The sequence below is a fragment of the Bacillus cereus group sp. BfR-BA-01356 genome (assembly GCF_022663635.1).
Classification (GTDB): Bacteria; Bacillota; Bacilli; order Bacillales; family Bacillaceae_G; genus Bacillus_A; species Bacillus_A cereus.
This window is the reverse complement of record NZ_JAKUFX010000068.1, coordinates 1-12,880: the sequence shown is the minus strand read 5'-3', so window position 1 is coordinate 12,880 and position 12,880 is coordinate 1. Positions and strand designations below refer to the sequence as shown.

The window sequence follows — 12,880 nt, the reverse complement described above, 5'->3', positions numbered from 1 at the left end:
GAAGTTACATTTTATTTCAAATAGGAACTACCTATTTTTATAAAAAGTGCTAAAATAGAAAAATGAAAACAATTGGTTAGGGTGATTTCATTGACGAAAATTAAATTAGGTTTATTATATGGTGGAAAATCAGCTGAGCATCAAGTTTCGCTACAGACGGCTCTTGCTGCTATTAAAGCGTTAAATCAAGATAAATTCGAGATTCATCCAATTTATATTACAGAACAAGGTCAATGGGTACGCGGTGAGCGTATTGAAGGCGAAGTAACAGATGTTGAAGCTTTAAAAATGAGCGGTGCAGAAAATGCGATTTCTCCGTTATCATTAAGTACAGAAATTATCCCATCTGCAGCTTCTGAGGAGAACGCTATTGACGTTATTTTCCCATTACTACATGGACCAAACGGTGAAGATGGAACGGTTCAAGGACTATTAGAATTAATGAATATCCCTTATGTAGGAAATGGTGTTCTAGCATCATCTGCTGGTATGGATAAAGTTGTTATGAAAAACATCTTTGCAGAGGCTGGTTTAAAACAAGCAAAATATGCATCCTTCATTCGTAGTGCATGGGAAAAAAATCGTGAGGAAGCTTATTCTAAAGTAGAAGATAAGTTAGGATATCCTTGCTTCGTAAAACCAGCGAACCTTGGTTCAAGTGTTGGTATTAATAAGTGTAAAAATCGTGAAGAACTTGAGGATGCATTTGTAGAGGCATTCCAATTTGATCGCAAAATTATTGTAGAAGAAAATATTGTAGGTCGTGAAGTAGAAGTTGGGGTACTAGGTAATGATGAGCCGAAATGTTCAGTTGTAGGTGAAATCGTTCCGAAAAAGGACTTCTATGATTATAAGTCGAAATATATCGATGGTGATACGGCGCTAATTATTCCAGCTGAAATGACAGAAGAAGAATCTAATGTAATTAAGCGTGATGCGATTATTGCATTCCAATCATTAGACGGTGCAGGTTTAACGCGAGCTGATTTCTTCTTAACGAAAGATGGAGAAGTGTATATTAACGAAGTAAACACAATGCCAGGATTTACACCGTTCAGTATGTTCCCTCTATTATGGCAACATACTGGGTTACCGTATCCAGAATTAATCGAAGAGCTAATTCGTTTAGCGATTGAACGTCACGAAGAAAAACAAAAAATTAAATATACAATCTAACAAAAAAGGAGGAAGCACTATTCATAGGAATAGTGCTTCCTCTATGTAAGGAGCGTTTCTATATGATAAAGCGAATGTTAAAGCAAGTGGAACAGATGGTAAATGGTACTGAATTAGCAGAGCAATATGAGGGAATTACTATTCAAGGCGTGTCTATTGATACGAGAAAAATTGAAAAAGGAAACTTGTATGTTCCGATTCAAGGGGAGCGCTTCGATGGACATGCTTTTGTAGATAAAGCTGTTGAAAATGGAGCTGTGGCTACATTATGGATGAAAGATGTAGCGAATCCACCTGAGAATCTTCCGGTTATTTTTGTAGAAGACACGCTATCGGCATTGCAAATGTTAGCGAAAAACTATCGCGATCAATTGGATGTTAAAGTTGTAGGTGTAACGGGTAGTAACGGTAAAACATCTACGAAAGATATTGTAACAAGTCTTCTTGCGACTAAATTCAAAGTGCAAAAAACAGAAGGGAACTTCAATAACCATATCGGATTACCTCTTACCATTTTAAACTTAGAAGAAAATACAGAAGTAGCAGTATTAGAGATGGGTATGTCAAGCCGAGGCGAAATTGAATTCTTATCTAAGTTAGCTCGTCCTAATGCAGCTATCATTACAAATATTGGTGAGGCACATTTAATGGATTTAGGATCTCGTGAGGCAATTGCTGAAGCGAAATTAGAAATTGTTACAGGATTACAAGAAGGTGGCGTGTTCGTATATAACGGAGATGAGCCTTTATTAACGAATCGTGTTCCTGGAATGAATTTAGCAGCAGAAACGGTTACGTTTGGTGATGCAAGAGCAAACGATTATTATCCAACGACTGTAACATTACAAGCAACTGGGACACATTTCAAAATGAATAGAGATGAAAATATTTCATTCTACTTACCGGTGTTAGGAAAACATAATGTGTATAATACACTTGCTTCAATGGCAATTGCGAAACATTTTGGTGTAACGTGGGAAGAGATGAAAGAAGGTTTAGTAACACTTCAAATGACGGGCATGCGTATGGAAATTGTGAAAACAAATAGTGGTTTAACAATTATCAACGATGCTTATAATGCAAGTCCGACGGCTATGGAAGCAGCATTCCATTTAATGAATGGTTTAGATGGTTTTGCTAAAAAAATCGTTGTGCTCGGTGATATGTTAGAACTTGGAGATCAAGAAGTACAGTTCCATTATGAGGTAGGAAAATTAATCGATCCAGCAAAAATCTCACATGTATTCACATACGGTAGATTAGGGGCTCAAATTGCTGAAGGAGCGAAAATTAATTTCCCTAATGAACGTGTAAAGGCGTATGATAATAAAGAAGAGTTAGTAAAAGATTTACAAGCAGTAGTCGATGTGAAAGATGTTGTATTAATAAAAGCGTCTCGCGGTATGAAATTAGAAGAAGTAATTACGATGTTGAAATAATTGGTGTATATAAATAGGGATGATAGTTACGAAAATAGAAGAAACTTATAATAAGCGCTTACAGTAAATATAAAAAAATAAAAGTGAAGAAAAAAACTCTGAATATGAAAATAAGGTAACAGTTGGGTTTGCTTTTTACACATACAAAACTTATAATTGATAAAGTGTAATAACGTTTAGAAGTATTTTCGTGAAGAATATACGCCCGTTTATATACGTGAGCATTCAGGAAAAGGGCTTTTCCGCAAATTCGGAAAACGCCTTTTTTTAAATGATAAGTATAGGATAGAAAAGGAGAAGTAACATTGACAACATTTCGAGAATTAGGATTAAGTGATTCTTTACTGCAATCTGTTGAAAGTATGGGCTTTGAAGAGGCTACACCAATTCAAGCTGAAACAATTCCACATGCATTGCAAGGTAAAGATATTATTGGGCAAGCGCAAACAGGTACAGGGAAAACAGCAGCATTCGGATTACCACTATTAGATAAAGTGGATACACATAAAGAATCGGTTCAAGGTATTGTTATCGCGCCAACGCGTGAATTAGCAATTCAAGTTGGAGAAGAATTATACAAAATTGGTAAGCATAAACGCGTTCGTATTTTACCAATTTATGGTGGTCAAGATATTAACCGCCAAATTCGTGCTCTAAAAAAACACCCACACATTATTGTTGGTACGCCGGGTCGTATTTTAGATCATATTAACCGTAAAACACTTCGTCTGCAAAACGTAGAGACAGTTGTTCTTGACGAAGCGGATGAAATGTTAAACATGGGCTTCATTGAAGACATTGAAGCAATTTTAACAGATGTGCCAGAAACACATCAAACATTACTATTCTCAGCGACAATGCCGGATCCAATCCGCCGTATTGCTGAGCGTTTCATGACTGAGCCTCAACACATTAAAGTAAAAGCAAAAGAAGTAACAATGCCAAACATTCAGCAGTTCTATTTAGAAGTGCAAGAAAAGAAAAAGTTTGACGTGTTAACACGCTTATTAGATATTCAATCTCCAGAGCTTGCAATCGTATTCGGTCGTACAAAGCGTCGTGTTGATGAATTATCAGAAGCATTAAACTTACGTGGTTATGCTGCAGAAGGTATTCACGGTGATTTAACTCAGGCGAAACGTATGTCTGTATTACGTAAATTTAAAGAAGGTTCTATTGAAGTTCTTGTTGCAACAGACGTTGCTGCACGTGGTCTTGATATTTCAGGCGTAACGCACGTATATAACTTCGATATTCCACAAGATCCAGAATCATACGTTCACCGTATCGGTCGTACTGGTCGTGCAGGTAAAAAAGGTATTGCAATGCTATTTGTAACACCACGTGAATCAGGACAATTAAAAAATATCGAGCGTACAACAAAACGTAAAATGGACCGTATGGATGCACCGACACTTGACGAGGCATTAGAAGGTCAACAACGTTTAATCGCTGAAAAGCTTCAAAGCACAATTGAAAATGAAAACTTAGCATACTACAAGCGTATTGCAGAAGAAATGTTAGAAGAAAATGACTCTGTAACAGTAGTAGCTGCTGCTTTAAAAATGATGACTAAAGAGCCGGATACAACTCCGATCGCTTTAACATCAGAACCACCTGTTGTTTCAAGAGGCGGCGGTTCTAAAAAACGCGGCGGTAACGGAGGCGGATACCGTGATGGTAACCGTAATCGTAGTCGTGATGCACGCGGCGGTGGCGATGGACGTAATCGTGACCGTAACCGTGATGGACGTAATCGTGACGGAAACCGTGATCGCAATCGTGATGGTGGTAGTCGTGGTCGTAGAGGTGAAGGCCAAGGTCGCCCTGGTTCTTCAAATGGACGCGGCGAAAGAAAACATCATAGCCGTCCACAAGCTTAATAAAAAAGAGAATGCCCTTTGCGGGCATTCTCTTTTTTTTATTTCTATAATTGTGCATACTACATAATAGTTATGATAGAAAAGGGGCTGTTATATGCTTGTAAGGCTTGGTTACGTTGCGATGAGTGTACATTTGAAGAATGCATCTCCATCTCAAACGATGACGTATGCACAGTTTCAGAAATTAGATGATCGTGATGCTGCAATTCGTAAGCTTGAAAGAATTGCTAATTCCAATTTAGAAAATTGTTTACGTTTATTAAAGCATAATAAAGGACATGACATATCTTTCTTTCGGCTCAGTTCAAAGCTCATTCCTTTAGCGAATCATGAGGAATTGCTAGAGTGGAACTATATTCGTCCGTTAAAAGAAAATTTAAAAAAACTAGGTGAATATGCAGTTCATATGAATATGAGAATTGATTTCCATCCAGATCATTTTGTTGTACTAAATTCACCTGAGGAGAGTGTTTTTAAACAATCTGTAAAAACATTGCAGATGCACAAAAAATTATTAAAAGGCATGGGGATTGAACATAAGCAACGATGTGTACTGCATGTTGGAGGAGGATATAAAGATAAAGAACTTGCATTAGAGCGCTTTATAGAGAATTGGTCGAATGTCCCAAGGGGTATTCAAGAAATGATTATATTAGAAAATGATGATACAACCTTTACGTTAGAGGAAACATTATATTTAGGAGAAAAATTAGATATTCCCGTCGTATTTGACTTGCATCACCATATGATGAATAATGAGCAAGAAGATTGGTATGAAGATTGGGCACGTGTTGTTCATACGTGGGAAACGTCTTTGTTGCCGATTAAAATGCATATCTCTAGCCCTAGAGAGGGAAAAGATCCAAGAGCTCATGCAGATTATATTAATGTAGACGCATTTTTATCTTTTTTAAGAAGGATAAAGGGAAGTGTTCCGCAAATTGATTGTATGATTGAGGCGAAGATGAAGGATGAGTCTTTATTTCAATTAATGAGAGATTTAAGTGAACAAGTAGATGTAGAAATTATCGATGGTGCAAGCTTTTATATTAAATAAGCTTTGCACCATCGTTTTTTTTTGTTAAAAAAGGGGTTAAAATGCCACCGGTTATTAAACCTGTTAAATGACTGATCGGATTGGCAGAAGGGTTAAAGAAAGTAAATAGCAGTAATAGAAGTATCATAATTGAGAAAATGGCAATTTCTTTTGGTTTTGAAGAGCGGTATCGATTGTACAATAAAAATAACTGTGCACCTAATAGTCCGAAAATACCACCTGATGCACCTGCGTGAATATATTCAAGCGGCATAATAATATAAGAAGAAATATTTCCAGAAATTCCAGAGAGAAAAAATAGAATAAAAAAAGAAAAGTGTCCGAGTTGCTTTTCGATAGAAGAACCAAGAGCAAACAAAAAAATACTATTAGAAAGAAAATGTTGTAAGTCTACGTGTACGAGAAGAGAAGTTATGACACGCCACCATTCTCCTTTCGCGATATATTCATTAGAGGCTGCCAGTGGTAAGAGAAAAAAGTCGCCTAATATCATCATGACTAAATGAATAAGCAGTAAGGTAAGAATAGTCGGTTGTAAAGAAATATGAGTGGATCTTATTAGCATACGGTTACTATCACCCCTTTTGCATCAGAAAGATTCTCTGTTATTCTTATCAATATGAAAGAAGAAAGTTAAATAGAAGAAGGGGATTTCGAAATGATTATAGGGATTGGTATCGATATTATTGAATTAAATCGTATTGAAAAAATGCTAGATGGAAAGCTTAAATTTATGGAACGTATTTTAACGGAAAATGAACGTAATGTTGCTATGGAGCTGAAAGGAAGTCGCCTTACAGAGTTTGTAGCTGGAAGGTTTGCAGCGAAAGAGGCGTATTCAAAAGCTGTAGGTACTGGTATCGGAAAAGAAGTGAGTTTTTTAGATATTGAAGTGAAAAATGATGAAAGAGGTAAGCCAATTCTGATTACAAGTACAGAGCATATTGTTCATTTATCAATTAGTCATAGTAAGGAATTTGCTGTTGCTCAAGTTGTTTTAGAAAGCTCGTCACGCTAGTCTGCATATTTTATATCTTTGTCTCATATATTTGAGGTAGCGATAAGGAAGGTACATCTTCCATTCATTTATAGGGGCAAAGGGGCTGAATTGATGAAAAGGCGTCTGTTTTTAGTTCTTGTCGGTTTGTTGACCGTTTTTGTGTTGGCGGGTTGTATGGAAAAGAAGCAAGATGATGTCGTGAGAGATTTAGAATCAAAAGTAAAAGGGATGAAAAGTTATCAAGCTGAGGCAAAATTATCTATTAAAACAGGCAATGAGCCTCAAGAGTATAACGTAGAGATTTGGCATAAGGAACCGTCTTTTTATCGTGTGAATTTAAAAAATGCAAAAAAAGATCAGAGCCAAATTATTTTGAGAAATGAAGAAGGTGTATTTGTATTAACGCCAGCACTTAATAAGAGCTTCCGTTTTCAAAGTGATTGGCCGCAAAATAGTAGCCAGGCTTATTTATATGAATCACTTGTAAGAGATATTTTGCAGGACAAGAAAAACCTTACTTTTGAGAAAACAGATAAGTATTATATTTTTAAAACAAAAACAAACTATCAACATCAAAATATGTTGCCGAGACAAGAGATTACATTGAATAAGAGCGACTTGACTCCAGTTTCAGTGAAGTTAATGGATAATGATCAAAATGTTCTTGTGAAAGTAGATTTCTCTAAAGTGAAATTCGATGCGAAATTTGATAAAGGTGCATTTGATACGAAACAAAATATGTCTAGAGCGCAGGTAGATGTTCAAACAACAGCGAAAGAAGATAAACCGTTTGCTATTTTGTATCCACTTGATACACCACAAGGTATGACTCTGCAAGATGAAAAAGAGTTGAAGACAGACAGTGGCAAGCGTGCGATACTCACATACACTGGAAATAAGAAATCCTTTACTTTAATACAAGAAAAGGCAAAAGTTGCAGAGGCATCATCAGCGGTAAGTGTAAGTGGAGAACCAGTTGATCTTGGGTTTACGATTGGTGCATTAACAAAAGACTCTGTAACGTGGTCGCATAACGGAGTAGAATATATGCTCGTGTCTAAAGGTTTAGAGCCGAAGGAGCTGTTAATGGTTGCTCGTTCAGTTACAGCGAAGCAGGTGAAGTAAACTTCTTAGACGTGGTGATATATGTGCACCACGTCTTTTCTTAGTTTGAAGGTAGATTTCATAAAAGAAGCATATAAAAGAATAAGCTTCGCATATCGTGTATAAGGAAGTGTATTTATGGAAGAAGCACCATTTTACCGTGACACTTGGGTGGAAGTGGATTTAGATGCCATTTATAACAACGTTACACATATTAAAGAGTTCATCCCAAGTAATGTAGAGATTTTTGCTGTAGTTAAAGCAAACGCATATGGGCACGATTATGTACCGGTGGCTAAAACGGCATTAGAAGCAGGTGCAACAAGGTTAGCTGTTGCTTTTTTAGATGAGGCTTTAGTGCTTCGGAGGGCTGGTATTACTGAGCCGATTTTAGTGTTAGGTCCCTCGCCGCCGCGTGATGTAAATGTAGCTGCTGAAAATGATGTAGCGCTAACTGTTTTTCAAAAAGAATGGGTGGACGAAGCAATTAAACTTTGGGATGGTTCATCTGTAATGAAATTCCATATTAACTTTGATAGTGGTATGGGGAGAATTGGAATACGTGAAAGAAAAGAGCTAAAAGAATTTTTAAAGAGTTTAGAGGGTGCACCGTTTTTAGAGTTAGAAGGAGTATACACGCATTTTGCAACGGCAGATGAGGTTGAGACTTCGTATTTTGATAAGCAATATAACACGTTCTTAGAGCAGTTAAGTTGGTTGAAAGAATTCGGAGTGGATCCTAAGTTTGTTCATACAGCTAATAGAGCTGCGACGTTACGTTTTCAAGGGATTACATTTAATGCAGTGCGAATTGGGATTGCAATGTATGGATTATCTCCTTCTGTAGAAATACGTCCTTTTTTACCATTTGAATTAGAACCGGCGCTATCACTTCATACGAAAGTCGCTCATATTAAACAGGTAATTAAAGGTGATGGAATTAGTTATAATGTCACCTACCGAACGAAAACTGAAGAATGGATTGCGACTGTAGCGATTGGCTATGCAGATGGGTGGCTTAGAAGGTTACAAGGATTTGAAGTGCTTATAAATGGTAAAAGGGTACCGATTGTAGGGCGAGTAACAATGGATCAGTTCATGATTCATCTTCCTTGTGAAGTGCCACTTGGTACGAAAGTTACGCTTATTGGAAGGCAAGGAGATGAGTATATTAGCGCTACAGAGGTTGCGGAATACTCAGGGACTATTAATTATGAAATTATTGCAACGATCAGTTTCCGTGTGCCAAGAATATTTATACGGAATGGTAAGGTTGTAGAGATAATTAATTACTTGAACAATATATAGAAGGTAGTATGATTGCTTCTTGTCATTGGGGTGACTGTTCATTGCTGGATAATAAGCTCTTTTTGATGAGAAGCTTTTTACTTATAATCATTTTTTATATAAGTTGCACGTAAGTTTTGAAGAGGAGTTCTATTGTTTTTAGTGAGTTATGAGATAAAAAATTTAAGAAGATGAATGTTTTGTTTGTGAATTGGAAAACATAAGCAAGGAATAAGGAAGTCTTTGCAACAGGCTCCATACAATGGTATTATTACAATAGGTGTCATATATATATTTGGGTGTGTAGTTGACGGTGGAGGTGTATTTTTGTGTCCGAATCAAGTGTAACTACTGAAATCGTGGTTCGGTTGCCAAAGCAAATGGTAACGGAATTGGACGGAATTGGAAAACAAGAGAATAAGAATCGCCATGAACTAATTTGCCAGGCAACACAATTGTTATTGCGTCAACATAAGACGAAGAAACGCTACCAACATGAATCAATGCGACGTGGGTACATTGAAATGGGAAAAATTAATCTTGGTATTGCATCTGAAGCTTTCTTAGCAGAGTATGAAGCAGCTCATACAGTAGAACGCTTAGTTAGCGGGGGGTAATATTTTGATTGTAAAACGCGGCGACGTGTATTTTGCAGACCTTTCCCCAGTTGTTGGTTCTGAGCAAGGAGGCGTTCGTCCGGTTCTTGTCATTCAAAATGACATCGGAAATCGTTTTAGTCCAACGGTGATTGTAGCGGCTATTACTGCACAGATTCAAAAAGCGAAATTACCCACTCATGTGGAAATTGATGCGAAAAAGTATGGTTTTGAGAGAGATTCTGTTATTTTACTTGAGCAGATTCGAACAATCGATAAGCAACGCTTAACGGACAAAATCACTCATTTGGATGAAGTGATGATGAGTCGTGTAGATGAAGCGTTACAAATTAGTTTAGGACTAATAGATTTTTAAATCGGCAGTTTAAGTTGCTCTCTTTGAAGGGCAACTTTTTTTATTATAGAGGAGGTTACGGTTGTATATGGAAATGGTAGATAATCGACAAGCGTTAATGAAAATGTTAGTGAAAGAATTAGGCTTTACCGAAAAGCAAGTTCGTCATGTTATTCAATTAACAGAAGAAGGTAACACAGTTCCATTTATTGCTCGTTACCGAAAAGAATGGACAGGCTCTTTAGATGAGGTGCAAATTCGTACGATTTTAGAGAGATGGCAATATATGATGCAACTTGAAGATAGGAAGGAAGAAGTTCTTCGTCTTATTGATGAGAAGGGGAAACTGACAGAAGAGCTACGACAGCAAATTGTTAAAGCTACAAAGTTGCAAGAAGTAGAAGATCTATATCGTCCATATAAAGAGAAAAGAAGAACGAAAGCGACAATTGCTAAAGAAAAAGGATTAGAACCATTAGCTGAATGGTTATTGTTATATAAGAAAGAAGATCCGGCTAAAAAGGCAGTGGAATTTATTAATGTAGAGAAAGAAGTGCAATCTGCAGAAGAAGCTTTACAAGGTGCACAAGACATTATTGCAGAAATGGTTTCAGATGAAGCTGCGTATCGTAGTTGGATTCGAAATGTTACTTTTAGAAAAGGTGTTATGTCTTCGTCCGTGAAAGATGAAGAAAAAGATGAAAAGAATATATATGAAATGTATTACAGTTATGAAGAACCATTGCAAAAAGTAGTACCACATCGTGTATTAGCAATGAATCGTGGCGAGAAAGAAGATATATTGAGAGTTGCTGTTGTTCCGCCAGTAGATGAGATAGTAACTTTCTTAAATAAGAAAGTAATTCGTGATAACGATTCGAAAAGTGCACATTATGTACAATTAGCGATTGAAGATGGTTATAAACGATTAATTCAATCTTCAATCGAAAGAGAGATTCGTAAAGAATTAACAGAAACAGCTGAAGAACAAGCAATACATATTTTCTCTGAGAACTTACGTAACTTATTATTACAACCTCCGATGAAAGGGAAAGTCGTGCTAGCGGTAGATCCGGCATATAGAACTGGTTGTAAATTATCTGTAGTAGATGATACGGGGAAAGTACTACATATCGATGTTATTTATCCGCATCCACCTGTTCGTAAATATGATGATGCAAAAACGAAAGTTCTTTCTATTATAGATAAATATCAAGTTGAAATGATTGCAATTGGTAATGGGACAGCATCTAGAGAAACAGAAGAGTTTATAGTAGATGTATTACAAAGTGTGAACCGAGATGTCTTTTATATTATTGTAAATGAAGCGGGTGCTAGTGTATATTCAGCTTCTGATTTAGCCCGTGAGGAATTCCCAAATTTACAAGTTGAAGAGAGAAGTGCCGTTTCTATTGGGAGACGTCTGCAAGATCCACTTGCTGAACTTGTGAAAATTGATCCTAAATCAGTTGGGGTTGGACAATACCAACATGATGTATCTCAAAAGAGACTGAATGAATCATTAACATTTGTAGTAGAAACAGCTGTTAACCAAGTTGGGGTTAATGTAAATACGGCTTCGGTTGCATTGTTACAATATGTTTCAGGTTTATCGAAAACTGTTGCGAAAAATATTGTGGCAAAGAGAGAAGAAGATGGGAATTTCACGAAGCGCACGGAATTAAAGAAAATCCCACGTTTAGGTGCAAAGACGTATGAACAATGTATAGGTTTCTTACGTATACTAGAAGGAGCGAATCCATTAGATCGAACAGGTATTCATCCAGAGCAATATAAAAATGTTGAATTATTATTGAAGAGTCTAGGGTTATCGATAGATGACGTAGGACAACCGCAATTACAAAAGAGATTGGAAGAAGTAGAGATTTCTAAGTTATCTCAAGAAACAGGAGTTGGGGAGCCGACGTTAGTTGATATTATAGATGCGCTTATTAGTCCAGAACGCGATATGAGGGATGAGTTGCCTAAACCACTTCTGAAAAAAGGGATTTTGAAATTAGAAGATTTAAAACGTGGTATGGAATTAGAAGGAACAGTTCGTAACGTTGTTGATTTTGGTGCTTTTGTTGATGTTGGCGTAAAGCAAGATGGTTTAGTACATATTTCTAAACTTAGCAAACAGTTTGTAAAGCATCCGTTAGATGTTGTATCAGTAGGGCAAATTGTAAAAGTATGGGTAGATGATATTGATACAAAAAAAGGACGCGTTGCACTATCTATGTTGCCGATTGAATAGTAAGAGAAGAGAGCAGATGAAACTGCTCTTTTTTTATGGAATAAAAAGTGTAATGGATTATGAGCTTTGATGTATTTTGCTATAATAAAACCAGCATTCATTTAATAACTTAATTTGATACCGGTTTTTTTCGAAATATGCACGTTGCATTTGTTTTTTTAGCCACGTAGGCATAGGAATCCCTCCTTGTTTAATCCTGCTCTCAAAAATCTAAAATGCTATTGATGAGAGGTTGGTGAGTGGATTTCTATTCATGTTTTGTTTTTAGAAACCACGCTTCTTACATGAGGATGGGTATATGTACTATTTAATATATGTATAAGAAGGGAGAAAAGTGTAAAAATATTTTTTTGTTTAGGAGGAATGAGAGTGGATGAGCAAGAAATTCAGCGACTAGTGGAAGAAGTGTCACTACAATACTTTGAGATGCCGTTCTTACATAAAGCAGTGTTTAATAATAGATTACGTACAACTGGTGGGCGTTATTTATTGAAGAGTCATAATATCGAATTGAATTATCGATATTACGAAGTGTATGGTGAAGAAGAGTTAGTCGGGATTATTAAACATGAGCTTTGTCATTATCACTTACATATTGCAGGAAGAGGGTATAAGCACATGCCCATCAACTTAAAAATCTTCACTACCCCCAAGTGTAAAAAAACGTTATTCTTTCTAAAAAAGCTAGACTAGAAAGGATGACGTTTTCTTATGAATCTCTCGATT

12 protein-coding genes and 1 pseudogene are annotated in these 12,880 nt (G+C 36.5%); 11 read left to right on the top strand and 2 right to left on the bottom strand.

Annotated features, from left to right (window positions below; genetic code table 11):
• The first annotated feature begins 90 nt into the window (after positions 1 to 90).
• The 4 genes from MR168_RS20465 to uvsE all read left to right on the top strand — a co-directional run bounded on the left by MR168_RS20465 (position 91) and on the right by uvsE (position 5,555).
• Positions 91 to 1,176 (top strand): D-alanine--D-alanine ligase, encoded by a 1,086-nt coding sequence (locus tag MR168_RS20465; RefSeq protein ID WP_000161427.1) that lies wholly within the window; start codon positions 91 to 93, stop codon positions 1,174 to 1,176.
• A gap of 62 nt (positions 1,177 to 1,238) precedes the next feature.
• On the top strand, positions 1,239 to 2,615 hold the full coding sequence (murF, locus tag MR168_RS20460) for a UDP-N-acetylmuramoyl-tripeptide--D-alanyl-D-alanine ligase (RefSeq protein ID WP_000595957.1): 1,377 nt from the start codon (positions 1,239 to 1,241) through the stop codon (positions 2,613 to 2,615).
• A 305-nt stretch (positions 2,616 to 2,920) separates the two neighbouring features.
• The gene (gene cshA / locus MR168_RS20455; RefSeq protein ID WP_000206584.1) at positions 2,921 to 4,498 is read left to right on the top strand and encodes a degradosome RNA helicase CshA; all 1,578 of its coding nucleotides are present in this window, start codon (positions 2,921 to 2,923) and stop codon (positions 4,496 to 4,498) included.
• Between the two features lie 94 nt (positions 4,499 to 4,592).
• A complete protein-coding gene (gene uvsE, locus MR168_RS20450; RefSeq protein WP_000961166.1) occupies positions 4,593 to 5,555 on the top strand; it encodes a UV DNA damage repair endonuclease UvsE in 963 nt (320 codons plus the stop codon).
• Here uvsE and MR168_RS20445 read toward each other — a convergent pair.
• On the bottom strand, positions 5,548 to 6,120 hold the full coding sequence (locus MR168_RS20445) for a rhomboid family intramembrane serine protease (RefSeq protein WP_000908523.1): 573 nt from the start codon (positions 6,118 to 6,120) through the stop codon (positions 5,548 to 5,550). The genes uvsE and MR168_RS20445 overlap by 8 nt on opposite strands.
• A 93-nt stretch (positions 6,121 to 6,213) precedes the next feature.
• Here MR168_RS20445 and acpS point away from each other — a divergent pair, with 93 nt between their 5' ends.
• The 6 genes from acpS to MR168_RS20415 all read left to right on the top strand — a co-directional run bounded on the left by acpS (position 6,214) and on the right by MR168_RS20415 (position 12,154).
• On the top strand, positions 6,214 to 6,573 hold the full coding sequence (gene acpS / locus MR168_RS20440; RefSeq protein ID WP_000583415.1) for a holo-ACP synthase: 360 nt from the start codon (positions 6,214 to 6,216) through the stop codon (positions 6,571 to 6,573).
• Between the two features lie 156 nt (positions 6,574 to 6,729).
• Positions 6,730 to 7,680 carry a LolA family protein gene (locus tag MR168_RS20435; RefSeq protein ID WP_002004297.1) on the top strand — a complete coding sequence of 317 codons (951 nt, stop codon included), beginning with the start codon at positions 6,730 to 6,732 and terminating at the stop codon, positions 7,678 to 7,680.
• A 117-nt stretch (positions 7,681 to 7,797) separates the two neighbouring features.
• On the top strand, positions 7,798 to 8,967 hold the full coding sequence (alr, locus tag MR168_RS20430) for an alanine racemase (protein ID WP_242291467.1): 1,170 nt from the start codon (positions 7,798 to 7,800) through the stop codon (positions 8,965 to 8,967).
• Positions 8,968 to 9,275: 308 nt separating this feature from the next.
• Positions 9,276 to 9,563, top strand: coding sequence for an antitoxin EndoAI (locus tag MR168_RS20425; RefSeq protein WP_000004570.1), 288 nt, complete (start codon positions 9,276 to 9,278; stop codon positions 9,561 to 9,563).
• A 4-nt stretch (positions 9,564 to 9,567) separates the two neighbouring features.
• A complete protein-coding gene (gene ndoA / locus MR168_RS20420) occupies positions 9,568 to 9,918 on the top strand; it encodes a type II toxin-antitoxin system endoribonuclease NdoA (RefSeq protein WP_000635965.1) in 351 nt (116 codons plus the stop codon).
• A gap of 67 nt (positions 9,919 to 9,985) precedes the next feature.
• Entirely contained in the window at positions 9,986 to 12,154 is a 2,169-nt protein-coding gene (locus MR168_RS20415; RefSeq protein ID WP_140159320.1) for a Tex family protein, read from the top strand.
• Between the two features lie 57 nt (positions 12,155 to 12,211).
• Here MR168_RS20415 and cmpA read toward each other — a convergent pair whose 3' ends face one another.
• On the bottom strand, positions 12,212 to 12,328 hold the full coding sequence (gene cmpA / locus MR168_RS20410; protein ID WP_001143642.1) for a cortex morphogenetic protein CmpA: 117 nt from the start codon (positions 12,326 to 12,328) through the stop codon (positions 12,212 to 12,214).
• Between the two features lie 189 nt (positions 12,329 to 12,517).
• On the opposite strand from cmpA, the pseudogene MR168_RS20405 reads away from it, so the two are divergent.
• Positions 12,518 to 12,772: pseudogene (locus tag MR168_RS20405) on the top strand (SprT family protein); the annotation flags it as partial.
• Positions 12,773 to 12,880 lie beyond the last annotated feature (108 nt).